Origin of the sequence: Pseudomonas sp. SG20056 (assembly GCF_031764535.1) — a bacterium.
Classification (GTDB): domain Bacteria; phylum Pseudomonadota; class Gammaproteobacteria; order Pseudomonadales; family Pseudomonadaceae; genus Aquipseudomonas.
Window position 1 is genome coordinate 2,157,252 of the sequence record NZ_CP134499.1, and the last position, 22,808, is coordinate 2,180,059.

The following is a 22,808-nucleotide window of genomic DNA, read 5'->3' on the forward strand; positions in this document are numbered from 1 at the left end:
GGATTAGTCGCGGGATTTGCGATTTACCGTTTGCGCAGCTTTGAGTATGTCTGCACCGATCTCAGCCTCAAATTGCTGCCAAACCGGTTGCATGGCGGTACGCCAGGCAGCGCGTTGTTCGTCAGTGAGGGTGATGATCTGGCTGCTGCCGGACGCCTCAATACGCTGACGGTCTGCACGGTTGGCCTCTTCGGATTGACGGTTCACCGCGAAACTCACCTCATCGATGATGGCTTCCAGCTCGCTGCGAATCTGGTGAGGAATGGAAAACCAGAAGCGCTGGTTGCTGACCAGCATGTAGTCGAGTGCGCCGTGGTTGGTCTCGGTGATAAACGGCTGCAGGGTATGCAGCTGCTTGGTGTAGATGTTCGACCAGGCATTCTCGGTACCTTGTACCTTGCCGCTTTGCAGCGCGTCGAAGACTTCGGCAAAAGGCATCGCCAAAGGCGCGGCACCGATCTGATAGAACTGCGCTTCCAGCACGCTGGAGGGTTGAATGCGGAACTTCAACCCTGCCGCATCACTGGGCACCTGCAACGCTTTGGTTGCCGAGAGCTGCTTCATACCGTTATGCCAATACGCCAGGCCAATAATGTTGTGCGCTTCCATGGAACGCAGCAATTGGCGGCCTTTGGCACGCTTCTGGAAGCGTGTGACGGCTTCCAGGTCATCAAACAGGAAGGGCAGGTCGAATACCTGCAACTGTTTGGTGTATTTCTCGAACTTGGCCAGCGATGGTGCTAACAGTTGCACTTCGTTGTTGGCCAAGGCCTGCAATTCGTTGTCATCACCAAATAGGCTGGAAGTCGGGTAAACCTCGACATTGACCTTGCCTGCCAGGCGTTGATCGACCAGCTGTTTGAACAGCAAGGCACCTTGACCCTTGGGTGTATGCTCATCGGCGACATGGGCAAATTTGATCAGGATGGGTTCCTGTTCTTGAGCGTGGCAAAGGTTGAATGCACTGAACAGCAGGGTGCCAATGGCTATAGCAGCAATCGACTTGAACATAGGAGAGTCCTTGGTTGAGGCAGGCGAGCAGTCTTGAATAATCGGGATCATCAGGCCCTATACGCACTGTCAGCGTAGCGGCTTTTTGCCAGCGCCCCGGGTGATTAGCCAGAGGCGATAGAAGGGGTTAGTTAGAACGGCGCGGAGGTTACTGCACTTGGTGCAGACGTGGAGTGCGATGGCGCACGTCTTAGAGCCAGCTCACGATCTGCTGTGCGCTGGCCCTACTGGGTTAAAAGCCTCGTGAAATCGTGAGCAGGTACTTAACGCTTGTTGCGATTAACCGTTTGCGCAGCCTTCATCACGTCAGCCCCGATCACGCCTTCGAACTGTTGCCATACCGGCTGCATGGCTTTACGCCAGGCGTCGCGTTGTTCGTCGTCAAGGGCGATCACCTGGGTACCGGTGACAGCGGCGATGCGGTCGCGGTCGGCCTGGTTGGCGGCTTCGGCCTGGCGATTTACCTCGTAGGTCACTTCGTCGATGATGCCTTCCAGTTGCATGCGGATCTGGTGCGGAATGGCGTACCAGAAGCGTGGGTTACTCACCAGCATGTAGTCGAGTACACCGTGGTTGGTCTCGGTGATGAACGGCTGAACGCTGTGCAGTTGCTTGCTGTAGATGTTCGACCAGGGGTTTTCCGCGCCCTGGACCTTGCCACTTTTCAGCGCGTCGAAGACTTCGGCAAACGGCATGACCACAGGCGTTGCACCGAGCTGGTTGAACTGCGCCTCAAGCACAGAGGACGGCTGGATGCGGAACTTCAAACCCGCCGCGTCGCCCGGCACCAGTAGCGCTTTGGTCGCTGAGAGCTGCTTCATACCGTTGTGCCAATAGGCCAGGCCGACGATGTTGTGGTCTTCCATGGAACGCAGCAATTGACGGCCTTTGGCGCGTTTCTGGAAGCGATTGACGGCGTCCAGATCATCGAACAGGAAGGGCAGATCGAACACCTGCAATTGCTTGGTGTATTTCTCGAACTTGGCCAACGACGGCGCCAGCAGTTGCACCTCGTTTTTAGCCAACGCGTCGAGCTCGTTGGCATCGCCGTACAGGCTGGAATTGGGGTAGACCTCAACTTTTACCTTGTCGCCCAGACGCTCCTCGGCCAGCTTCTTGAACAGCAATGCCCCTTGGCCTTTGGGGGTGTTGTCTGCAACCACATGGGCAAACTTGATCACGATTGGCCCCTTGTCGGTTGCCGCGTGAAGTGTGGTAGACGCCAGCAGCAGGCTGCCAGCGGCGATAGCGCAGATCGACTTGAACATAGCGTTGTTCCTGATTGTTCTTATGTTGTTGTGTTGACGGCGTGCCAGGATAAGTTTCAGCAGGCTGGCTGGTGCAGGCTGTCAGGTTAGCGCGGCAGCACGATGGATAGCCGTGCGCAGTGCACCGGCTATATCGCAATGCCTATGCCAGAGTGGTCACTTGCCTGCAGGGCTGTAACAGCTGCGAAATGCCCGTGATGGAGCGCACAGTGGCTGGCGAAAAGTCGCCATTTGCGTCTAAAAATCGGCAAATAACCGCTTATTGGAGGCGAGGGTGGCGTTTTACCGCCACCTGCAGGGGGGAGTGCTGCCGGTGGATCAGCGGCGCACGGCGCGCCTGGCAGCAAACAGGCATAGGATCAAGAGAAGGGCGACGCTGAGCAGGGTCCAGTGGGTAAACGACAGCCCGAGAATGCTGTAGTCGTTCTGTCCGCACACGCCAGCGCTCATAAATACGCTAGGCAGCCAGTCATGCAACGGCAGATAGAACGCGTAGAACGGGAAGGGCGAACAACTGGAGCTTTCCAGTACACCGGTTTCGATCAGCACCAGGTGCGTGTTGTCATACACCGCCATACCCGCAGCGGCCAACAGCAAAGGCCATAGTGGCAAGGTCAGCCAGCGCAGACCGAGGGCTTCTACCGTCAGAATCAGCAGGCTGACAACGCCAGCACAGAGCAGCCAGAGGCGAATCTGAATGCACAGGGTACAGGGCTCCCAACCGGCTAAATGCTGCAGCAGCAAGGCCCCGCCAAGCATGGCAAAACAGGCGAGCGTAATCAGGGTGAGCAGGGGCTTAAGCGAGGTGGCGCGGGACATCTGAATCTCCGAAAGGGCCTGGCGCGTTGGGTACGTTAGGACTGTGCCGACGTATCTGATGCGTGACGCAGAGTTAAGTTGCAGACCTGTTTGAGCGATCCAGATACAGGGTCAGCAGCGCAAGGATGATCGCCAGCGAATAGGCAAACAAGCCCAGATTGATGCTCAGGATCATTTTTTGCGAACCATCGGACAAGACCATTGACCCGCCATAGAGGTCACGCAAGGCATAGGCCAAGAGAAAGCCGCCGGTGACGAAGAAGGTCAGACAGGACGATGCTCGGTGCTGGCCCCAGGCGTAAGAAACAGCAAGGTGGTGGGTTGTGTCGTTCTGGCCGTATGCCACACACCCTGTGGCACCAGAATGTAGCTGCCAACCGTATCAAGCAGTTGCTCACGCTCGCCGTCTGCTTCTTCAAGCAGCAACATTGCACTGCCACTGAGCAGCATGACCAGCTCTTCACCAGCCGGATGGCGTTCCCAGCTGGGCCAGTCTGTCGAAAAACTGAAGGCAGACATCAACCTGCCCTGATCCAGCTCAGGCCTGGCGCCGCTGACCAGATCTCCCCAGAACTGCTCGGAAACGGCAACCTGCTTGGTTTTCCCGCCGTCCTGCACGTGCAGGTAAGTGTGCAGAATATTTTCGGGCTGCTCGGCGCTCATCCTGTGCTCCTCGTCTTTTCCAGGCTCAGCGTTTAAGTAGGGAAGAGTCCAGCTGATTGAAGCACTGCACGATGCGCTCATGGCTGACATCGGCAAACTCCTTCTGCGTCAAGCTCACCAGTACGCTGGTTTTAACTCTGCCGGAGCGCAGCTGACGCTGCATATAGGCCAGTACGTCGGCGTCACTGGCAGGTGGTGTTTGGTGGTTCTGTTCCACGGTGCATGCGCTCAATGAGGGTGAGTTGGAACGGTGAATCTCGGCGCGAATAGGCGCCAATGCTCATCACTTTATCAGCTGTTTTACGGTTGTGACTCTATAGTCACTGAGTCATATACCCGGACTACTATAAAGGTCATACCCAAATCCTATTGGCTCGTTTGCAGTCCAGCTACCAAGCTGAATCCACCCCGTTAGGTGAATACAACAGGAGAGAATCATGTCCAATGAAGCGAAGTGCCCGTTCTCGGGTGGTGCCGGCAAGAACACCTTGACTGGAGGCGCCCCGAAGAACGCCGACTGGTGGCCCAATCAGCTCAACCTGAAGATTCTGCACCAGCATTCTGCCAAGTCTGACCCCATGGGGGCGGGCTTCAACTACGCCGACGAATTCAAGAGCCTTGATCTGCATGCCGTGATCAAGGACCTCACAGCCCTGATGACCGACTCTCAGGACTGGTGGCCCGCAGACTGGGGCCACTACGGCGGCCTGATGATCCGCATGGCCTGGCACGCTGCGGGGACTTACCGCATCCACGATGGCCGTGGTGGCGCAGGTACTGGCAACCAGCGTTTTGCCCCGCTCAACAGCTGGCCGGACAACGGCAACCTGGACAAGGCTCGCCGTCTGCTCTGGCCGATCAAGCAGAAGTACGGGCGCAAACTGTCCTGGGCTGATCTGTTCGTCCTGGCTGGTAACGTCGCTCTGGAGTCCATGGGCTTCAAGACCTTCGGCTTTGCCGGCGGCCGTCCGGATATCTGGGAGCCGGAAGAAGATACCTACTGGGGTTCGGAAACCGAGTGGCTGGCCACCAGCGACAAACCGCACAGCCGTTACACCGGCAATCGTGAACTGGAAAACCCGCTGGCTGCCGTGCAGATGGGCCTGATCTACGTCAACCCGGAGGGCCCGGATGGCAACCCGGATCCCGTCGCCTCGGGGCGTGATGTGCGTGAAACTTTCGCTCGCATGGCCATGAATGATGAAGAGACCGTGGCCCTGGTCGCGGGTGGTCATACCTTTGGTAAAGCCCACGGTGCCGGTGATCCTTCCCTGGTTGGCCCTGAGCCGGAAGCTGCGCCGCTGGAAGAGCAAGGCCTGGGCTGGATCAACAAGCTCGGCACTGGCAAAGGTGTGCACACCACCACCAGTGGTATCGAAGGCGCCTGGAAGCCCAACCCAACCAACTGGGACAATGGCTATTTCGACATGCTGTTCGGCTACGAGTGGGAGCTGACCAAGAGCCCGGCGGGTGCCCATCAGTGGACACCGAAAAACGTCAAACCCGAGCACTTGATCCCGGATGCCCACGACCCGGCGAAGAAACACCCGCCGATGATGACCACTGCCGACATGTCGCTGCGTATGGACCCGGCTTACGAGAAGATCTCCCGCCACTTCCACCAGAACCCGCAAGCGTTTGCCGATGCCTTCGCTCGCGCCTGGTTCAAGCTGACTCACCGTGATATGGGCCCGCGTGCTCGTTACCTCGGCCCGCTGGTGCCGCAAGAGGAGCTGATCTGGCAAGACCCGGTCCCGGCGGTCAACCATGCGCTGGTAGATGCCCAGGACATCGCAGGCCTCAAAGCCAAAGTCCTGGCATCCGGCCTGTCGATTGCGCAGCTGGTCAACACTGCCTGGGCCTCTGCGTCTACCTTCCGTGGCAGCGACAAGCGCGGTGGGGCCAACGGCGCGCGTATTCGTCTCGCTCCGCAGAAGGACTGGGAAGTTAACCAACCTGCCGAACTGGCCAAGGTATTGGCAGCGCTGGAAGCTATCCAGAAGGACTTCAACGCCACGGCTGCTGGCGGCAAGAAAATCTCCCTGGCGGATCTGATCGTTCTCGCCGGTTCTGCTGCGGTGGAAGCTGCCGCGAAGAAGGGCGGTGTTGATGCCGTGGTGCCGTTTGCCCCAGGCCGTACTGACGCCACGCAGGATCAGACCGATGTCGAGTCCTTCGCAGTGCTGGAGCCCAAGACCGACGGTTTCCGCAACTATGCGCGCAAGGGTTACGAAAGCGTTGTCGCTGAGTTGCTGGTAGACAAGGCGCAACTGCTGGAATTGACCTCGCCGGAGATGACCGTACTGGTCGGCGGTCTGCGTGCGCTGAATGCCAATGCCAGCAAAGCCCAGCATGGTGTGTTCACCAAACGCCCGGAAACCCTGAGCACTGACTTCTTCGTCAACCTGCTCGACATGGGCACCAAATGGCAGAAGTCTGCCAGCGAAGGTGTGCTGGAAGGTCGTGATCGCAAAACCGGCGACCTGAAATGGACCGCCACCCAGGTCGATCTGGTGTTCGGTTCCAACTCCCAGCTGCGCGCTCAGGCGGAGGTTTACGCCACCAGCGATGCACACGCGAAGTTTGTTCAGGACTTTATCGCCGCCTGGACCAAGGTGATGAACCTGGATCGCTTCGATCTCAAGTGAGCCGTATAGAGGCCTAACTCGCCTCAACTGAAACCACTTCGCCCCGCCATGGTCATTCATGGCGGGGCGAAGTTTTTTATAAGTGCTTGATTAAGTTTGAATTCAGCCAGTGCGGTTAACCTTGCCCCATCTTTTTAAATGCCTTTGGAGTTTCCTCATGTCCACCATCGCCAGCGTACCGCTCAAACAGGTTCCGGCAGCCCTCGCACTCTGCGCCGCACTGTTCGCCACCGGCGCGATAGCCAGCCAGCCGCAGATATACGGTCTGCACGAGCAGGTTTCGCTGCATGAGCTGGCTCTGGAGCTGCCCGCCAAGCTCGATACAGGCGCCGAAACCGCCTCGCTGAGCGCCAAGAATATTGAAATGTTCAAACGCGATGGCGGCGAGTGGGTGCGCTTCCAGTTGGGCCTGGAAAACGCCAAGCAGGCGCAGATCATAGAAAAACCGCTGGCACGCATGAGCTATATCAAACGCCGCGCCGATGACCGCAAGCCCGGTGACAAGCAGCTGTATACCGCCCGCCCGGTGATCGAGATGGATATCTGCGTAGGCGATGAACTGAAGAACATCGAAGTCAATCTGACTGACCGCAGCGCCTTTGAGTTTCCGCTGCTGATCGGCTCATCGGCCCTGAAAGAATTCAACGCCGCAGTCAGCCCTGGCGTACGTTACTCGGCTGGGCAGCCGAGCTGTACGCAAACCAGTTGAGTGGTGCGAGGGCTTATACAGCACAGCCCTGACGCTCCAGACTATTTCCACCACGCTAGGAGGCCGTTCGACCCGGCGATGAAGCGCATGCTAGCGCGGCCTGGGCCAGAACAGGCTGGCCATGCACAAGGCATACAGAGCCGCGAACAGCACATAGGCAATTCGTGTGGAAAACAGCTCTGGGGTCTCGCCGGGCAATGGTGAAACCCCAAGGCCAAAGAGAATCAGAAAGGTCGTCAAGCCGCCGCCAAACACTTTGCCCGTAACAGCGCCCAATACGGCCCGTCCGGCAAACAGCAGGCTGACCAGCAGCAGGCTGAGGATGACCCACAACAGGCTGGGCCGCAGTTCGACCACGGTAAATGCAAGGGAGGCAGCAACCCCGCCAAGCAGGTTGATCATGATCAGTGCGGCAGCAGTTCGGGTGCTCATTCCCAGCTCGAACTGGCTGAGCAGCGAGGCGACAGTAATCGGTATGACCATCGCCGTGGCCAGACGTGAGTCGATCAGGCACAGCGTAACTATGCTCAGCAGAATGACCCCGCTGACCATGGCCTGGCGCGTTACGCGCTCCAGTTCAAGGCGCGACACAGGTGCAGGGTTTACCTGTGTTTGGCCCACATCGGGGAATACCGCGTGAGCGCCCCAAGTAAGCAGCAGGGCGATGCTGACTGCCTTGGCCAGAATCAGCACAATCGACTCACCGAGGTCGCGCTGGAGGATGTCGAGCAGCGGCACCACAATCGCGATCACCAGCGTCAACGCCGGCCCAGCGCCGCCTATCTGGCGACCCTGGGCGAAAAAGCAGCTGAAGTAACACAGCCAGAGCAACGGCAGCAGTGCCAACGGCCGATCACCGAGCAAGCCGGTGAGGAAGATCAGCAGCGCGCCAACCATCAAGATCAGCAGCACAGTGCCCAATCCCTGCCGTAAACCGGGCGGGTTGTAGCTGGCCAGAAGAAACTGGGTGGCAAATAACGGCGCGAGAAAGGGCAGCACACTGCCGTGGACTAAGCCCAGGCTGAATCCCACCGTTACTGCCAAGACCACACGCAAGCCCTGGCGCTTGGCGCGCGCCAGATCGATTGACGGGGAAGGGCCATCCAAGGCCTCAGCTGACATAGGTCAGTAGCGCCACAAGCCGCGCGGTGATTACGCCAAACATATTCGCCAGCGGGTTATCGCCGGTGTAAATCACCACCGTAACCTGTGAGCCATAGCGCAGGCCTTTTGGGTAAGGCTCCATCACCACAAGGCGCACGGGGAAGCGTTGCGGGTCACGTACCCAACCGCTCTGGTTGCGCACCGAGGGCAGGGCAGAAGAGTTGCTGCCTTCCGTTGCAACGCCCCAGCCGACGCTCTCGACCCGCGCATTGAACACGCGTCCTGGCAACACGTCGAACACCAGTTCGGCCCTATCATCGGCCTGCACATGCTCCAGGCTGTTTTCTTTAAAGGCAGCGGAAACCCATACGGTGCCTGCGTCGATAAAGGTCAGCGCGGGCTGGCCGGCGTTGACTACCTGGCCAACAGCGAGCTGCAGATTGGTGATCACGCCATCTGCGGGCGCCTTAATCTCCGTACGCACCAGATCAAGCCGAGCCTTCTCCAGTTGCGCGAGGGCCTGCTTGAACTGCGGATTATCCGTACCTGTGGGGCCCAGTTCCTGACGAGCACGCTGCAAATCAGCCTGTGCCTTGGCCACTGCGGCCTCGGCGGTATTCAGCGACGCGGTGGCTTCATCCAGGCGCGCACGGGCATAGACGCCGCGTTCAACCAACTGCATCACCCGGCGCGTTTGCTCACGCACATTGTCGCGTTGGGCGCGGGCAGACACGACCTGAGCCTGGGCCGCATCCACCGATGCGGTGTTGGCTCCCAACGACTGGCCTGTTTGCTCAAGGCGCGCCTCGGCTTCGGCAATGGCGATCTTGTAAGGTTGCGGATCAATGCGGAAAAGCAACTGCCCAGCTTCCACCCGAGCATTGTCGAGCACCGCAATTTCCACCACGCGACCACTCACTTCGGAAGCCATCTGCACCACATAACCCTGTACCACCGCCTGCGAGGTAGAAGGGGTGCTGCGCTCCATCAGGATAGACAGCACAAACAGTGCGGCGGCAACTGACACCACGATCAACGCAATACGTCGCAGCGGGTTGGCCGGCGGTACGGTTTTTTCGGCGCCAGCCCGTGTTTCGGTCGGTGGCGTGCTGTCAGGCGCCTCTAATGCTTCAGACATATGGATTCCCCTAAGGCAGGTGCAAGCACAAAGGTCGGCTCGGTAGTGCTAGGACGATCACGCAGCGTCTGTGCTGCTAACCCGTGCAGTGCGAATAAACAGCGCGCGCAGCTTCTCCCAGAAATTGCCGCCCAAAACGAAGAAGCTGCCAATCAGCAACGCGTCGCCAAGCATTTGCAACGCCCAGCTATTGGGGCGCAGACCAGGCGCGATAGCATCGATATAAGGCTCAAGAAAGGATGAAATCAACGGCAGGCAGAACATCACCAAGCCAATACGATGGCGCATCGGGCCGATCTCAACCTCGGTACTCGGCACCATCGAAGACATATAGCCATAGATATGCTGTTTCAGCTCCTGAAAACCCGCCTTGCCCATGATGGCGATAACCAGCAGCAAGAGAATTTTATTAAAGATAAACAGCGCCCCAGAAAGCGCCGCCACCTTGGAACCCGGCACATCCGCTGCCGCTGCCAGCGGCACCAGAAGCCACAACAGCGGAATCAAACAGATAATCGCGATACCCAATTTAAAGCGCCATTGGGCGGACTTGGGCTGGGCTGTGTGCTGCTCTATCTTCATGTGTGGGTACCGTCCATTGCCATTATTGTTTTTGCTCTTCTAAAAATGGTTAACGCCATCAGCTAAATATCTAGCACAAAACCAGCGTGACAGAGCTTTATCAGGCTATGCCTGCTTAGCGTCAGCGCGTTGCCGGCCAGGTGCACCTTTTAAGGGGACGCTTGTTGAGCTTGGCGAACTGAGGATTGGCGTTGCGCTGGTGCTACTGAGGAATTGTTTGAGGGCTGCTAGACAGTAAGGCGGCAAAGACGTAGGTTCTGCCTCATTGAGGATATGTCACTACTTCTCAATAACCATATAGGTTTGCTAAACCGGCGGCTTGTGAGAAATGATCTTGATTTTTGCAAAATAAAGCGCCCCTAATAAGTAGGCTGGCTAATTTTTGCCGTTGAATTTTCCGTGGGGCGCATGAATTGAATCTACTCATACTCCCTATGGCAGCTCACATAGCGCTAGCCTCTTTTCTTTACGTGCTGTTAACTATCGCGCGCGCACCAAAAGTGTGGGGAATAGGCAGAAACCCAGATGGAACTAACCCTTGGGCAGCAGTAGAGCCTCGTATTAGCGCGAATCTTTCAAACCAGTTTGAATGGCCTGTGTTTTTCTATGCCGCGTGCATTTTATTAATTCAAAGCCAATCAGACTTGGCTGTTGCAGCTGGGTTGGCGTGGATTTTTATTTTTGGTCGTGTGGCGCATAGCTGTGTACAGGTATTCACCACGAACGTAAGGATACGCGGCTTAGTTTTCACTATAAATTTTCTTGCTACTTTAGGCTTGTGGGTTGTTTTGATTTTTACTTTAAAAGAATAATACCTATATTGGGTCGTATAGAAATCATCATTTATCCGAGTATTAAGCGATCATGACATATACAGAATACGAAGACAGGTATCGCGAGTCGGCCATTGAATTAATGTGCTTGCTACAAGAGCATGAGCGATCCATCAGTAATGACAGACCTCCTGCTATTGAGGTTTCGCAAGCGCAGCTGGACTATCTGGTTGCAGCTATAGCCAATACACCAGGAAAAATATTTCTTGCTGTTGAGTCTGAGCGTGCCGTTGGCTTGCTGGTTTTATTCCAGGACAGTGAACACCAAGGTACATGCCACGTATATCCCGAGTTTTTAAGATATGGATTGATCACAGACCTTGTAGTGGCAGAGTCGCATCGTGGTTTATCAGTTGCAGCCGAACTTATGCGGCTTGCGGAGGACTATTGTAAATCGGAAGGCCTATCTACAATAAAGCTTTCGGTATTAAACTCAAACTCCAGCGCCCGTAGCTTTTACGAAAAGCAAGGCTATTGTGTGCAAGATGTAATATATCGAAAAATAATTTAATTGCGACATTAAACAGGTCGTGACCAAGCCAGGGAGTGGTGAAGCCTATGCATCCAATTCAATATCAATGCGGTTCTGTTAGAGGGCTGCTCGACAGCATTGGTATTTGTAATCGTTTTATCTGCTATTTCCCGGATTGCTGAGCATTCGCACATTTTCTTGGCAAAGTGTCTTTGTGGGCTCTTTGGCATAATTGCGCGATTTATCTGGACTGTGGCCACGAACCGTCTCAGCGGGTGATACAAAAAATCGCCTCTGTTTAGCTCATCAGTTTTGCCTCGGGCTATCCCGAAAATATTAGAGCCTGACGAACTAGGCCGTTTGAAAAGTGCTGTGTGCACACGAGTCATATCGCTAGCTCCCGTTAGCTAAACCCAACGATTAACCAAACTCATACCGCAGAGAATATAAGCATGCGCGTGCAGCTAGAGCATCCGAACCAGCCTGAAGTTATTTCGCTTATCGCGGAGTTGGACGCGTATCAGGATTCCTTATATCCGGCCGAGGCCCGCTATGCGTTGGACCTGACCACGCTGGAACAGGACAACGTGTTATTTGCAGTCGCCAGAGGCAATGACGGAGCAGCTATTGCTTGCGCTGCGGTGGTGCTTGGCAATGGAGTGGGAGAGCTAAAGCGCATGTTTGTACGCCCAGCCAACCGCGCACAAGGTGCAGCTGCGCAGGTGCTGCTACAGCTCGAAGTTGAGTCGATTAAGCGCGGCTGTCGGTTGCTGCAACTTGAAACGGGCCCTTACCAGGCGGAGGCGCTGGCGTTTTACCAGAAACATGGTTTCCAGACCTGCGACGCATTCGGTGACTACCCGGAACATCCGTTGAGCGTGTTTATGCACAAGAGGCTCAGTGGCACGCCTGTGGCTAGCTAACCATGCAAATTGACACCTGTAACACCTGGGCATAAACCAGTGTTTACGGCCTTGGTATAGGTATTAGATATCTGGAGAAACCTTGAACAGTATTCAGCTTTTTTGCTGGCGTTTGCTCGTTGCTGCTACCGCTGGGCTTATGTTGTTCGGGCTTGTGCTAGTGGTTATGCTGGGTTTTACCCTGCAAGCATTCAGTTTGATGGTTTACGCATCGGCGGCACACCTCAATACATTCGGCCCTGAGGCGTTGGCATATATCAGCTTGGTTCATGCTGTGCTGGGTTCGCTGATGTTCGGCTGGGGCGCTGTGCTGATGTTTCTTGCGCTTGGTCCCGTGCGCAGAGGCAGCAAAGAGGCATGGTGGATGTTTGTTGTGTCATTGGTTGCCTGGTTTATCCCCGACACAGCTTATTCGCTGTTATCGGGCTTCTGGCAAAACGCGCTACTCAATGCCGGATTTGCGCTGTTGTTTGCAATTGCACTTAACGGCTTACGCTCATTCACGACTCAAGCGCCTATGACAAGGTGCTGAGCGCGCTCACCGTGGTTAACTGGGCTAAAGCCCGGTGCAGGAGACGTTATGGCGCAATATCTAGTGGCTATCCATCACCCCAACGATTACGACCCGGCTATAGCCGAAGATGAGGCGATGAGCCGCGATATTGATGTGCTTAACGACGAGATGGTGGCGGCCGGTGTTCGCGTTTTCGTCGGCGGCCTGCATCCGACTCGTTGCGCGAAATCGCTACGGACGCAGCCTGATGGTGACGTGCTTGTCAGCGACGGGCCGTACCTGCAGACCAAGGAGCATGTGGGTGGTTTCTGGGTGCTGGAGGCGGCTGATCTGGATGAAGCATTGGTCTGGGGACGCAAGGCCGCCATCGCCTGCCGGGCGCCGGTTGAGGTGCGGCCGTTTCACTGAGGGAAGATTTATCGCCCTCATAAAAAAGCCCCACGGCAAGGAGCAACTGCCGTGGGGCGGGAAGGGGTTGGCTAGGCCAACCTGGGGGAGAGTCGTTGAGCAAGTCAGGCGTTAGGCTGCCACCCGCCGCCGAGGGCCTTGTAGATGGCGACGATGCCGCGATACAGCTCGACTTCTGCCTGGGCCTGGGCGTCTTCGGCGCTCAGGCGTTCGCGTTCGGCGTCGAGCAATACCAGAAAGTCCACTTCACCTTCGCGGTAGCGCACGCGGGCTTGTTCGGCAGCGGCGCGGCTGGCGTCGGATTGGCGTAGCAGGGCGAGCAGGCGCTGTTGGCGTTTGCCGTAGTCGCTAAAGGCGTTAGCCGATTCCTCCAGGGCCAGCAGCACGCGTTGCTCATAATTGGCCAGCGCGCCATCGGCTTCTGCTTCAGCCCCGCGCAGGCGTGCACGCACGCTGCCCAAGTCAAACGCGGCCCAGCTGATGGTCGGTGCCAGGCCCCAGGCTTGCGCTGCCGACGAGCCCAGCTGCGAGCCACGTCCGGCAGTGAAACCGAGGAAACCAGACAGACTCACCCGTGGAAACAGGTCTGCTGTGGCCACGCCTATATTGGCGGTAGCGGCGGCCAGTTGCCGTTCGGCGGCGCGAATATCCGGGCGGCGGCGCAGTAACTCGCCTGGGTCGCCCACCGGCAGTGCCTTGGCGATGGCGGGCAGATCCTGGGCCGAGAGGTCCACACTCAACTGATCCGGACGCTGGCCGAGCAGGGTGGCGATGCGGTGCTTGGCGCGCTGCTGTTCGGCCTGAAGTTGCGGCAGGCTGGCTTCGGTGCTGGCCAGGCGAGCGTCACTGCGCAGCACATCCAGCTGGCTACCGACGCCGGCTTCACGCAGCTGCTCGGTGATGGCGCGGGATTCCTGCTGATTTTTCAGGTTGGCGCGGGCAATCCGTTCACGCAGTTGTGCGCCGCGCAGGCTGCCGTAGGCATCCACCAGCTCAGCGATCAGGCTGACCTGCAGTTGCTGGTAATCCGCTTCGGCCACCTCCAGTTCGGCGTCGCTGGCTTCCAGTTGGCGCTGGATGCGGCCAAACAGGTCCAGCTCCCAGAGCATGTCCAGGCCCAGGTCATAACGCTCGCCGCGCACGCGCTGTTCGGTGACGCCGGGTTGCTGGGCTTTGCCGAATTCACCGCTGGCGCGGCTGGTGATGGTCGGCAACTGATCGTTGCCAATATCATCACGGATGGCCTGGGCCGCCCGCAGGCGGGCAAAGGCCACGCGCAGCTGGCGGTTTTCCTTGAGTGACTCTTCGACCAACTGGTTGAGCACCGGGTCGTCGAACTGCTGCCACCAGCTGGCTTCAAAGCGCGACCGATCATAGCTGCTGCTTTGCGCGCTGCTCAGCAGGGCATCTGCGGTTTGCGGGGCCTGGTAATCCGGGCCGACGGCGCAGGCTGTCAGCGCCAGGGTCAACAGGCTGATGGCCAGCGGTTTGCCGTTAAAACTGTTCATACCTGCACCTCCTGCAAACGCGCGGTTTTCTGTGCTTCGCGTTTCTCCACAAAGGCGCGGATCAGCACGTAGAACACCGGGGTCAGCAGCAGGCCGAAGAAGGTCACGCCTAGCATGCCGCTGAACACCGCGACGCCCATGGCATGACGCATTTCTGCGCCGGCGCCGGAAGACAGCACCAACGGCACCACGCCCATGATGAAGGCGAAGCTGGTCATCAGAATCGGCCGCAGACGCAGGCGGCAGGCTTCCAGCACTGCGCTCACGCGGTCCATGCCTTCTTCCTGTTTCTCCTTGGCGAACTCGACGATCAGAATGGCGTTCTTGCAGGCCAATCCCACCAGTACGATCAAGCCGATCTGGGTAAAGATGTTGTTGTCGCCCCCAGCCAGAATCACCCCGGTGATGGCCGACAGCAGGGTCATCGGCACGATCAGGATCACCGCCAGCGGCAGGCTCCAGCTTTCGTACTGGGCGGCCAGCACCAGGAAGGCCAGCAGCACGCAGAGCGGGAAGACGAAGATCGCGCTGTTACCGGCCAGAATCTGCTGGTAGGTCAGGTCGGTCCACTCGAAGCTCATGCCATTGGGCAGTTCCTCCTTGAGCAGTTTGGCCATCGCCGCCTCGGCCTGGCCGGAGCTGTAACCGGGCGCTGCCGCGCCGTTGATTTCGGCAGTGAGGAAGCCGTTGTAATGCATTACCCGATCCGGCCCGGAGCTGGCGCTGACTTTAAGGAAGGCTGACAGCGGAACCATTTCGCCACGGTTGTTGCGCACCTTGAGCTGGCCAATCTGCTCCGGCTCCAGGCGGAACTGTTGCTCGGCCTGCACGTTAACCTGATAAGTACGGCCAAAACGGTTGAAGTCGTTGGCGTACAGCGAACCCAGGTAGATCTGCATGGTGTCGAAGATGTCGCTGATCGCCACGCCGTGGGTCTTGGCCTTCTCGCGGTCGATGGCGGCATCGATCTGCGGCACGTTCACCTGATAGCTGGTGAACACCGACATCGGGTCCAGCTCTGGCAGCGCGCGGGCCTTGGCGATGACGTTCTGGGTTTGCACGTACAGTTCGTCGTAGCCTAGGTTGCCACGGTCCTGCACCTGCAGGCGGAAGCCGCCGATGGTGCCCAGACCCTGCACTGGTGGTGGTGGGAAGATGGCGATATAGGCGTCCTGGATCTCGCTGAACTGGGCGTTCAGCTCGGCCGCAATGGCGGTGGCGCTCATCGACGGATCACTGCGCTCATCGAACGGTTTCAGTGGGGTAAAGACGATGCCGCTGTTCGGGCTGTTGGTGAAGCCGTTGATCGACAGGCCAGGGAAAGCCACGGTGTTTTCCACACCGGGGTGCTTGCCGGCGATTTCCGACATTTTCTTGATCACGTCTTCGGTGCGGTCCAGGGTCGCCGCATCCGGCAGTTGGGCGAAGGCGACCAGGTATTGTTTGTCCTGCGCCGGTACGAAACCGCTCGGCGTGCTGGCAAAGCCCAGGTAGGTCAGCCCCATCAAGCCGGCGTAGACGAACAGGGCGATGCCGCTGCCGCGCAATACGCGCTTCACGGTGCCGACATAGCCATGGCTGGCGCGGTCGAACAGGCGGTTGAATGGAGTGAACAACCAGCCGCCAAACAGCTTGTCGAGCACCCTGGAGAAGCGGTCTTTCGGCGCGTCGTGGCTTTTCAACAACACGGCAGCCAGGGCAGGGGACAGGGTCAGCGAGTTGAAGGCCGAGATCACCGTGGAAATGGCGATGGTCAGCGCAAACTGCTGGTAGAACTGCCCGGTAAGTCCAGAAATAAACGCCGTGGGAATAAACACCGCGCACAGTACCAAGGCCGTGGCCACGATCGGTCCGGTGACTTCCTTCATTGCCTGCTTGGTGGCCTCTACCGGGGTTTTGCCCAGGCCGATATTCCGTTCAACGTTTTCCACCACCACGATGGCATCGTCCACCACGATACCGATGGCCAGCACCAGGCCGAACAGCGACAGGGCGTTGAGCGAGAAGCCAAACATGTGCATCACGGCGAAAGTACCGATCAACGACACCGGCACGGCAGCCAGCGGGATGATCGACGCGCGCCAGGTTTGCAGGAACAGGATCACCACCAGCACCACCAGGATGATGGCTTCGAGCAGGGTATGCACCACCGCCTCGATGGAACCACGCACGAAGATGGTCGGGTCGTAGACGATCTCGTAGTCCACGCCCTGCGGGAAGCTCTGTTTCAGCTCAGCCATGCGCGCGCGCACCGCATCGGAAATCTCGATGGCGTTGGAGCCCGGACGCTGGAACACCGGGATGGCAACCGCCGGTTTGTTGTTGAGCAAGGAGCGCAGTGCATACTGGCTGGAACCCAGTTCAATGCGTGCGATGTCTTTCAAACGGGTGATTTCACCGTTCTCACCGGCGCGAATGATGATGTTCTCGAACTCTTCCTCGCTGACCAGACGGCCCTGGGTGTTGATCGACAGCTGGAAGCTGTTGCCGGCATCCGAGGGCGGTGCACCGAGCGAGCCGGCTGCAACCTGGCGGTTCTGCTCGCGAATGGCGTTGACCACATCGCTGGCGGTGAGATTGCGCGAGGCCACCTTGTTCGGATCGAGCCACACGCGCAGCGAGTAGTTGCCCAGGCCGAACAGCTGCACGTCACCCACGCCATCCAAACGCGCGAGCTCGTCCTTGACGTTTAGCGCGGCATAGTTGGACAGATACAGCATGTCGTAGCGGTCGTCCGGCGAGGTCAGGTGCACAACCATGGTCAGGTCGGGCGAAGCCTTGTCGACGGTCACGCCGAGTCGCTGCACTTCGGTGGGCAGGGTCGGCATGGTCCGGGTTACGCGGTTCTGTACCTGCACCTGGGCTTTGTCCAAGTCGGTACCGAGGGCGAAGGTCAGGGTTAGGGTCATCTTGCCGTCGGCAGTGCCCTGGGAAGACATATAGAGCATGCCTTCCACCCCGGTAATCGCCTGTTCCAGCGGTGAGGCAACGGTTTCACCGATCACCTTGGGGTTGGCGCCGGGGAAGGTGGCGCGCACTACCACGGTGGGCGGCACGACTTCCGGGTATTCGCTGATCGGCAACTGGAACAGCGAGATGGCCCCGCCAATCAGGATCAACAGTGACAGCACAGCGGCGAAAATCGGCCGCTGGATAAAGAATTGCGAGAAGTTCATCAGAAAATCCTCGGACGCCGTTGCACCAGGCCCTAATGGCCACGCGCGAGCTACGAATCAAGTTGTCGGGTAGGGGGCGCAGTGCGCCCCAGGCGTCATGTCAGCCGCGCGGCTTGCCGCTACTGATGTCCTGTTTGGCGACCCGTGGCGCATCGCGCTCGTCGACCGACTGGCGCAGGCGCAGCAGTTGGGCGAGGGTGGCTTCGTCCGCCATCGGCACGCTCTGCGGATCAACAGTTGCACCGGGGAATGCGCGTTGCAGGCCGTTGACCACGATCTTCTCGCCCTTGACCAGGCCCTGACGCACGATACGCAGGCCTTCCAGTTTCGGCCCCAGCTCAATGGCGCGGTATTGCACGGCATTGTCCTTATCGAGCACCAGGACGAACTTCTTGCCCAGGTCAGTGCCGACCGCTTCATCCTTGATCAGCGCAGCGGCGTACTGACCACTGCCAACCAGCTTCAGGCGTGCATACAGGCCCGGCGTGAAGCGGCCATCACGGTTATCGAACACCGCGCGGCCACGGATGGTGCCGGTCTGCGGGTTGACCTGGTTGTCGAGGAAATCCAGCTCACCCAGGTGCGGGTGGCCGTCTTCGCTGGACAGCCCCAGGTACACCGGGCTGGCATCGCGCGTCTGAGCGCCGGCCTGGCGTGCCAATTCGACGTATTTGAGAAACACGCGCTCATCGGCATCGAAATAGGCGTACACCTTGTCAGTGCTGACCAGGGTGGTCAGCAGGCTCTGACCGGCATTCACTAGGTTGCCTTCGGTGATTTCCGCCCGGCTGACGCGCCCATCAATCGGCGCGGTAACCCGGGTGAAGCTCAGATTAAGACGGGCGTTATCCAGTTCCGCCTGAATACCGGCCACCGCAGCTTTGGCTTCGGCGGCGGCGCTGGCGCGAGCATCCGCCAGTTCGGCAGAGATGGCGTTGCTCTGGCGCAGGCGCTCACCGCGATTGGCTTCACTTTGCGTGCGTGCCTGGCTGGCACGGGCCTGTTGCAGCTGAGCTTCCAGGCGTTTGACTTCGGCCTGGAACGGCCGGGGGTCGATCTGGAACAACAGATCGCCTTTCTTCACCAGGCTGCCTTCGGCAAAGGCAACGCGATCAACAAAACCGGAGACCCGTGGGCGAATTTCCACCGACTCAGGTGCTTCCAGGCGCCCGGTGAATTCATCCCATTCGTTGATCGGCTGTTCGATGACCTCTGCCACACTGACTTTTGCAGCTGGCATCTGCTGTGCGGTTTCCGGCGCTTTACCGCATGCACTCAAGACCAGCACTGCGGCAAGGGCCAAGGGGAAATGCCAGCGATTGTTATTGGACTGTTCCATGTGTGTATCCGCCCGAGGGTGTTGTGATGGGGCGGAGTCTGCTGCGCGCTCTGGCGTGGAACGAATCGAATGCCGCGAAGGTGACTATCATCGTGAATGATGATTAAGGGGCTTTTATCGATTTCAACTATGTGAACAAAGTGCCTGAACGCACCTTTGCTGCGGTGTTGGGTCTACTCCAGGCTGTCCGGATCACCACAGAACATCTGGATGCGCGAACGCAGCCAACGTTCCGCCGGGTCGTTGTCCTGAGCGCCGCGCCAGGCCATATGCAGCTCGAAAGTCTGCGTCGGCAGTGGAAGCTCTTCGGCGCGTACCCCGCCTGCAGAGGTTAATGCTGCTGCGGTGTAATCCGGCACGGTGGCCAGAATATCGGTACCGGACAGCAGGGTACCCAAGCCGTTGAACTGGGGTAGGGCGAGCACCACGCGCCGCTTGCGCCCCAGCTTTTCCAGTTCGGTATCGATAAAACCACCCAAGTCGCCGGCAAAGGACACCAGCGCGTGCGGCCTGGCGCAGAAATCATCCAGGCTCAGTGCACCAGGCGCGGTATCGGCACGCAGCAGTTTCGGTTTGCTACGGCGCAGCACCTTGCGCTTGGCGTTGGCCGGCAACTCTTCGGTGTAGGCCACGCCGACGGAAATCTCCCCGGAGGCAAGCAAGGCCGGCATCAGCAGGTAGTTGGTGCGGCGAATCACCAGCACCACGCCGGGAGCTTCGGCGCGCAGACGTTTGATCAGCGGCGGCAACAGGCCGAACTCAACGTCATCCGACAATCCGATGCGAAACACTGCAGTGCTGGTGGCCGGGTGGAAATCGGCCGCACGGCTGACCGCCGTGGAGATCGAATCCAGCGCCGGCGAGAGCAGGGCGGCAATCTCCATAGCACGGGCAGTGGGCTCCATGCTGCGGCCGGTGCGCACAAACAATGGGTCATCGAACAGACTGCGCAAACGGGCGAGGGCAGCACTGATAGCCGGCTGGCCGAGAAACAGTTTTTCCGCCGCACGGGTGACGCTGCGTTCATGCATCAGCGTTTCAAAGACGATCAGCAGGTTGAGATCGACGCGGCGAAGATCGTTACGGTTCATCCGGTGTCCATTCTGGAGTGGCTGCGGTTTTGCGCGCGAATCAGGCTAATGCCGAATGCTGTTGCCAGGCAATATGCACGGCAAAATGATGTGTGCGTGACGCATCATCATCGACAAGCATGGTGAATATCAGCCCTGAGCGGTGGAATTGCTGGCAAAGCCCGGATAAAGTCCGTGGCCATAAGAGGTCGCCATGGCTGTATCGCGCAGAAATGCTGAACAGTTGCCGCGACCTGAATGGGTCAACCGAAGAGGTTTGCGATGTCCCGCATAGTGCGTTTCCACGAATTTGGTGAGGCCGATGTCCTCAAGATCGAAGAGCGTCAAGCACCGGCGCCCGCCGCAGGTGAAGTGCTGGTCGGTGTTGAAGCCGTAGGTATCAGCTGGTACGACGTGCTCTGGCGGCAGAATCTGGCCAATACCCCGACGCAATTGCCAGCAGGCCTGGGTCACGAACTGGCCGGTGTGGTACTGGCCGTCGGCGATGGCGTTACTGATCTGGCCGTGGGCGATAAAGTGGCCAGCTTCCCGGGGCATAGCGCCAACCGTTATCCCAGTTACGCCGAGCACGTGGTGTTGCCACGCAGTTCCTTGGCGCGTTACCCGGACAATCTGAGCGCACAGCAAGCCGCCGTGCACTATCTGCCGTCAATGGTCGGCTGGTTCGGTTTCAGCGAACTGGCACGTTTGCAGCCCGGTGAAACCGTGTTGGTAACGGCCGCAAGCCGCTGTTGGGGCCCGTATATCGTGCAGATGGGCAAAGCCCTAGGCGCAACAGTCATTGCAGCCACAGCTTTTGCCGAGGACAGCGACTTTCTCAAGCAGCTGGGCGCTGATCACATCATTCTCACTGAGGAGCAGGATCTGGTCAGCCGCGTCAGCAAACTGACCGATGGCCGCGGCGTCAACGTGGTCATGGATGCACTTGGCGGCCCGCAGATGTGCCTGCTGGGCGACGCTATCGCGCCGCGCGGTCGACTGATTCTGTTCGATCTGCAAGGCGGCAATGAAACGCCATTCCCAGCCTGCGCAGCGTTTCAGAAGAACATTCAGTTCTTCGTGCATTGCATCGGTAACTTCACCGGCAAGGAAGAACTGAATATCCCGCAGGATGCAGTGGCCGTGGCCAAGGCTGTGCAAGGCATCAATCAGCTGACAGCAGATGGTTTGCTCAAGCCATTGATCGACAAGGTTTACAGCTTCGATGACGTAGTCGAAGCGCATCGTTATATGGAAACTTGCCCAAGCCGTGGTCGTGTATTGCTGGATCTCGGCGCGCGTTAAACATAACTCACATTATGTGAAGCTCGAATTGGGGCGAGAGCGGTGAATCCTGAGTGATCTGGATTCACCGCTCGGCAAACAATAGTTCGTATAATTCACAGGCATTACGTTTAGTCGGGTCTGGAAGCTAGTCACCACTCCAGGCCCGATTTAATGTAATGGCCATTATGCGAACGCCCCTCGAAGTACCTTCCCACCTAATTAAGCAGGCGCAGCTCTACGCCCCAGGGCGCGAGGCCTCTGATGCTGTCTGCCATATTCTTGAGGATTACCCGCGGCTCGTTGCCCAGGTGCGAAAACTCAGCGCCGGCCTAGCCGACTTTCAGCATGAAAGCGCCGATTTCGACCGTCGCTTAGCTCTCCTGCAGGACGCCTGCAGGCAGATTCTTGATATTTGATCAGGTACCAAAATGCCCGCCGGCGCCGTTCGCCTAGGATCAATTTAGGTACCACTTTCTCTTTTTGCTCTGGTACCATAATTCGCACCTGGTCGAGATCGAACTGGGTCTATTTGGTACCAAAGGAGAACGCCATGCCCCTAGTCAAATTCCAGGCTGATGACGCAGATGCAGATATGCTGATGCAGCACACCGGCCAGCGTGTTGCCTCTAAGGCCTTCATGCTTTCCGCTTTAGCTTCCCCTGGTCTCGCCATAGAGCTGAATGATGCGCGCCAGGAAATTGCCCGACTTCGCAGGATCATTGCCCGCCAGCAGCAGGTTTTAGAATCCGCCCGATCTGCTGCCTCTCTTCTGGTTGAAGCTGCTGGCCAGGGTGATTTGTTTATGGCAAACGGTACCTAAATTTTCCCGGGTGAGATCCTGCAGGCGATTCCTTGGAACAGAATTAGTACCTTTTATTCGCCATACCTCGACCTCGCCCGCAGGGCGATTAGGCGCTTGCATTTCCTTCGCCTGTTTCCACCACTCTCGGCGCGCCGGTACCCGCGTAGCGGCCTATCTCCAGTCAAAGAAAAGCCCCCAGCGTCCGTATAGGCACCCTGGGGGCTTTTTCGCGTCCTGCTGGCTCATTGCTCCACCGATGGCACTTCGCGCCCTAATCACCCGCTTTTAGGTTTTCCAGGCGCCGCCGATCTGGCCGAAAAGTCGGTATAGGTGATACCCGACTTTTGTCCCATTTTGGGACTCGCAAATTATCGGCTCCAATGAATTCAATGGTTTACGTTTTTCGGCCTCACGAATTCCTGTGCTGCTTTGTAATTACAGTGCAATGCATTTGCACGTACTGAAACTACTATGTATGCTCGGCGTACTTACAAAGTAACTGCGAGGTGATACATGTCTTCCGGAGATTCTCCC

Annotated in this window: 22 protein-coding genes; 9 read left to right on the forward strand and 13 right to left on the reverse strand. The window is 58.1% G+C overall.

Features of this window, described 5'->3' with window-relative positions; all coding sequences use genetic code 11:
- Nucleotides 1-3: 3 nt before the first annotated feature.
- The 6 genes from RHP75_RS10325 to RHP75_RS10350 all read right to left on the reverse strand — a co-directional run bounded on the left by RHP75_RS10325 (nucleotide 4) and on the right by RHP75_RS10350 (nucleotide 3,978).
- Complete coding sequence (locus RHP75_RS10325) at nucleotides 4-1,011, reverse strand: DctP family TRAP transporter solute-binding subunit (protein ID WP_311091753.1); 1,008 nt, start codon at nucleotides 1,009-1,011, stop codon at nucleotides 4-6.
- Between the two features lie 263 nt (nucleotides 1,012-1,274).
- On the reverse strand, nucleotides 1,275-2,279 hold the full coding sequence (locus tag RHP75_RS10330) for a TRAP transporter substrate-binding protein (RefSeq protein ID WP_311091754.1): 1,005 nt from the start codon (nucleotides 2,277-2,279) through the stop codon (nucleotides 1,275-1,277).
- Nucleotides 2,280-2,597: 318 nt separating this feature from the next.
- Nucleotides 2,598-3,098, reverse strand: coding sequence for a disulfide bond formation protein B (locus tag RHP75_RS10335; protein WP_311091755.1), 501 nt, complete (start codon nucleotides 3,096-3,098; stop codon nucleotides 2,598-2,600).
- A gap of 73 nt (nucleotides 3,099-3,171) precedes the next feature.
- Nucleotides 3,172-3,336 (reverse strand): hypothetical protein, encoded by a 165-nt coding sequence (locus RHP75_RS10340; protein ID WP_311091756.1) that lies wholly within the window; start codon nucleotides 3,334-3,336, stop codon nucleotides 3,172-3,174.
- A 26-nt stretch (nucleotides 3,337-3,362) separates the two neighbouring features.
- Complete coding sequence (locus RHP75_RS10345; RefSeq protein ID WP_311091757.1) at nucleotides 3,363-3,761, reverse strand: cupin domain-containing protein; 399 nt, start codon at nucleotides 3,759-3,761, stop codon at nucleotides 3,363-3,365.
- A 25-nt stretch (nucleotides 3,762-3,786) separates the two neighbouring features.
- Nucleotides 3,787-3,978, reverse strand: coding sequence for a hypothetical protein (locus RHP75_RS10350; protein ID WP_269381016.1), 192 nt, complete (start codon nucleotides 3,976-3,978; stop codon nucleotides 3,787-3,789).
- A gap of 220 nt (nucleotides 3,979-4,198) precedes the next feature.
- Between RHP75_RS10350 and katG the strand changes: the two genes are divergently transcribed.
- Together katG and RHP75_RS10360 are read left to right on the forward strand one after the other, a co-directional pair.
- Nucleotides 4,199-6,409 carry a catalase/peroxidase HPI gene (katG, locus tag RHP75_RS10355; protein ID WP_311091759.1) on the forward strand — a complete coding sequence of 737 codons (2,211 nt, stop codon included), beginning with the start codon at nucleotides 4,199-4,201 and terminating at the stop codon, nucleotides 6,407-6,409.
- 157 nt (nucleotides 6,410-6,566) lie between these two features.
- Nucleotides 6,567-7,118: an ATP-dependent zinc protease gene (locus RHP75_RS10360; protein WP_311091760.1), complete on the forward strand. Its 552-nt coding sequence runs from the start codon at nucleotides 6,567-6,569 to the stop codon at nucleotides 7,116-7,118.
- A 90-nt stretch (nucleotides 7,119-7,208) separates the two neighbouring features.
- Here the strand turns inward: RHP75_RS10360 and RHP75_RS10365 are convergent, their stop codons facing one another.
- The 3 genes from RHP75_RS10365 to RHP75_RS10375 are packed head-to-tail and all read right to left on the reverse strand — an operon-like array spanning nucleotide 7,209 to nucleotide 9,942.
- Nucleotides 7,209-8,225, reverse strand: a complete 1,017-nt coding sequence (locus RHP75_RS10365) for an FUSC family protein (RefSeq protein ID WP_311091761.1) — start codon at nucleotides 8,223-8,225, stop codon at nucleotides 7,209-7,211.
- Between the two features lie 4 nt (nucleotides 8,226-8,229).
- A complete protein-coding gene (locus tag RHP75_RS10370) occupies nucleotides 8,230-9,360 on the reverse strand; it encodes an HlyD family secretion protein (protein ID WP_311091762.1) in 1,131 nt (376 codons plus the stop codon).
- A gap of 57 nt (nucleotides 9,361-9,417) precedes the next feature.
- Complete coding sequence (locus tag RHP75_RS10375) at nucleotides 9,418-9,942, reverse strand: transporter suffix domain-containing protein (RefSeq protein WP_311091763.1); 525 nt, start codon at nucleotides 9,940-9,942, stop codon at nucleotides 9,418-9,420.
- A 434-nt stretch (nucleotides 9,943-10,376) separates the two neighbouring features.
- Between RHP75_RS10375 and RHP75_RS21240 the strand changes: the two genes are divergently transcribed.
- From RHP75_RS21240 to RHP75_RS10395, 5 genes are all read left to right on the forward strand, one after another.
- Entirely contained in the window at nucleotides 10,377-10,754 is a 378-nt protein-coding gene (locus tag RHP75_RS21240) for an MAPEG family protein (RefSeq protein ID WP_409079733.1), read from the forward strand.
- Nucleotides 10,755-10,806: 52 nt separating this feature from the next.
- Nucleotides 10,807-11,286 carry a GNAT family N-acetyltransferase gene (locus RHP75_RS10380; protein ID WP_311091764.1) on the forward strand — a complete coding sequence of 160 codons (480 nt, stop codon included), beginning with the start codon at nucleotides 10,807-10,809 and terminating at the stop codon, nucleotides 11,284-11,286.
- A 413-nt stretch (nucleotides 11,287-11,699) separates the two neighbouring features.
- Nucleotides 11,700-12,170 carry a GNAT family N-acetyltransferase gene (locus tag RHP75_RS10385; RefSeq protein WP_311091765.1) on the forward strand — a complete coding sequence of 157 codons (471 nt, stop codon included), beginning with the start codon at nucleotides 11,700-11,702 and terminating at the stop codon, nucleotides 12,168-12,170.
- 82 nt (nucleotides 12,171-12,252) lie between these two features.
- Nucleotides 12,253-12,702 carry a hypothetical protein gene (locus RHP75_RS10390; RefSeq protein WP_311091766.1) on the forward strand — a complete coding sequence of 150 codons (450 nt, stop codon included), beginning with the start codon at nucleotides 12,253-12,255 and terminating at the stop codon, nucleotides 12,700-12,702.
- A gap of 48 nt (nucleotides 12,703-12,750) precedes the next feature.
- Entirely contained in the window at nucleotides 12,751-13,092 is a 342-nt protein-coding gene (locus RHP75_RS10395; protein ID WP_311091767.1) for a YciI family protein, read from the forward strand.
- A gap of 104 nt (nucleotides 13,093-13,196) precedes the next feature.
- Here the strand turns inward: RHP75_RS10395 and RHP75_RS10400 are convergent, their stop codons facing one another.
- The 4 genes from RHP75_RS10400 to RHP75_RS10415 all read right to left on the reverse strand — a co-directional run bounded on the left by RHP75_RS10400 (nucleotide 13,197) and on the right by RHP75_RS10415 (nucleotide 20,206).
- Nucleotides 13,197-14,600 carry an efflux transporter outer membrane subunit gene (locus RHP75_RS10400; RefSeq protein WP_311091768.1) on the reverse strand — a complete coding sequence of 468 codons (1,404 nt, stop codon included), beginning with the start codon at nucleotides 14,598-14,600 and terminating at the stop codon, nucleotides 13,197-13,199.
- Nucleotides 14,597-17,776: an efflux RND transporter permease subunit gene (locus tag RHP75_RS10405; protein ID WP_311091769.1), complete on the reverse strand. Its 3,180-nt coding sequence runs from the start codon at nucleotides 17,774-17,776 to the stop codon at nucleotides 14,597-14,599. The genes RHP75_RS10400 and RHP75_RS10405 overlap by 4 nt, the downstream gene beginning before the upstream one ends.
- A gap of 100 nt (nucleotides 17,777-17,876) precedes the next feature.
- Nucleotides 17,877-19,115 carry a multidrug efflux RND transporter periplasmic adaptor subunit MexE gene (mexE, locus tag RHP75_RS10410; RefSeq protein WP_311091770.1) on the reverse strand — a complete coding sequence of 413 codons (1,239 nt, stop codon included), beginning with the start codon at nucleotides 19,113-19,115 and terminating at the stop codon, nucleotides 17,877-17,879.
- A 173-nt stretch (nucleotides 19,116-19,288) separates the two neighbouring features.
- Entirely contained in the window at nucleotides 19,289-20,206 is a 918-nt protein-coding gene (locus RHP75_RS10415) for a LysR family transcriptional regulator (protein WP_311091772.1), read from the reverse strand.
- A 261-nt stretch (nucleotides 20,207-20,467) separates the two neighbouring features.
- Between RHP75_RS10415 and RHP75_RS10420 the strand changes: the two genes are divergently transcribed.
- Nucleotides 20,468-21,490, forward strand: coding sequence for a zinc-dependent alcohol dehydrogenase family protein (locus RHP75_RS10420; RefSeq protein WP_311091773.1), 1,023 nt, complete (start codon nucleotides 20,468-20,470; stop codon nucleotides 21,488-21,490).
- A gap of 532 nt (nucleotides 21,491-22,022) precedes the next feature.
- A complete protein-coding gene (locus tag RHP75_RS10425; protein ID WP_311091775.1) occupies nucleotides 22,023-22,292 on the forward strand; it encodes a hypothetical protein in 270 nt (89 codons plus the stop codon).
- The last annotated feature ends 516 nt before the right edge of the window (nucleotides 22,293-22,808 follow it).

Excerpts from the sequence above, each read along its gene's own strand:
- RHP75_RS10325 (WP_311091753.1), bottom strand. The coding sequence starts at position 1,011 with ATGTTCAAGTCGATTGCTGCTATAGCCATTGGCACCCTGCTGTTCAGT.
- RHP75_RS10330 (WP_311091754.1), bottom strand. The coding sequence starts at position 2,279 with ATGTTCAAGTCGATCTGCGCTATCGCCGCTGGCAGCCTGCTGCTGGCG.
- RHP75_RS10335 (WP_311091755.1), bottom strand. The coding sequence starts at position 3,098 with ATGTCCCGCGCCACCTCGCTTAAGCCCCTGCTCACCCTGATTACGCTC.
- RHP75_RS10345 (WP_311091757.1), bottom strand. The coding sequence starts at position 3,761 with ATGAGCGCCGAGCAGCCCGAAAATATTCTGCACACTTACCTGCACGTG.
- katG (WP_311091759.1), top strand. The coding sequence starts at position 4,199 with ATGTCCAATGAAGCGAAGTGCCCGTTCTCGGGTGGTGCCGGCAAGAAC.
- RHP75_RS10360 (WP_311091760.1), top strand. The coding sequence starts at position 6,567 with ATGTCCACCATCGCCAGCGTACCGCTCAAACAGGTTCCGGCAGCCCTC.
- RHP75_RS10370 (WP_311091762.1), bottom strand. The coding sequence starts at position 9,360 with ATGTCTGAAGCATTAGAGGCGCCTGACAGCACGCCACCGACCGAAACA.
- RHP75_RS10375 (WP_311091763.1), bottom strand. The coding sequence starts at position 9,942 with ATGAAGATAGAGCAGCACACAGCCCAGCCCAAGTCCGCCCAATGGCGC.
- RHP75_RS21240 (WP_409079733.1), top strand. The coding sequence starts at position 10,377 with ATGGCAGCTCACATAGCGCTAGCCTCTTTTCTTTACGTGCTGTTAACT.
- RHP75_RS10380 (WP_311091764.1), top strand. The coding sequence starts at position 10,807 with ATGACATATACAGAATACGAAGACAGGTATCGCGAGTCGGCCATTGAA.
- RHP75_RS10385 (WP_311091765.1), top strand. The coding sequence starts at position 11,700 with ATGCGCGTGCAGCTAGAGCATCCGAACCAGCCTGAAGTTATTTCGCTT.
- RHP75_RS10395 (WP_311091767.1), top strand. The coding sequence starts at position 12,751 with ATGGCGCAATATCTAGTGGCTATCCATCACCCCAACGATTACGACCCG.
- RHP75_RS10400 (WP_311091768.1), bottom strand. The coding sequence starts at position 14,600 with ATGAACAGTTTTAACGGCAAACCGCTGGCCATCAGCCTGTTGACCCTG.
- RHP75_RS10405 (WP_311091769.1), bottom strand. The coding sequence starts at position 17,776 with ATGAACTTCTCGCAATTCTTTATCCAGCGGCCGATTTTCGCCGCTGTG.
- mexE (WP_311091770.1), bottom strand. The coding sequence starts at position 19,115 with ATGGAACAGTCCAATAACAATCGCTGGCATTTCCCCTTGGCCCTTGCC.
- RHP75_RS10415 (WP_311091772.1), bottom strand. The coding sequence starts at position 20,206 with ATGAACCGTAACGATCTTCGCCGCGTCGATCTCAACCTGCTGATCGTC.
- RHP75_RS10420 (WP_311091773.1), top strand. The coding sequence starts at position 20,468 with ATGTCCCGCATAGTGCGTTTCCACGAATTTGGTGAGGCCGATGTCCTC.
- RHP75_RS10425 (WP_311091775.1), top strand. The coding sequence starts at position 22,023 with ATGCCCCTAGTCAAATTCCAGGCTGATGACGCAGATGCAGATATGCTG.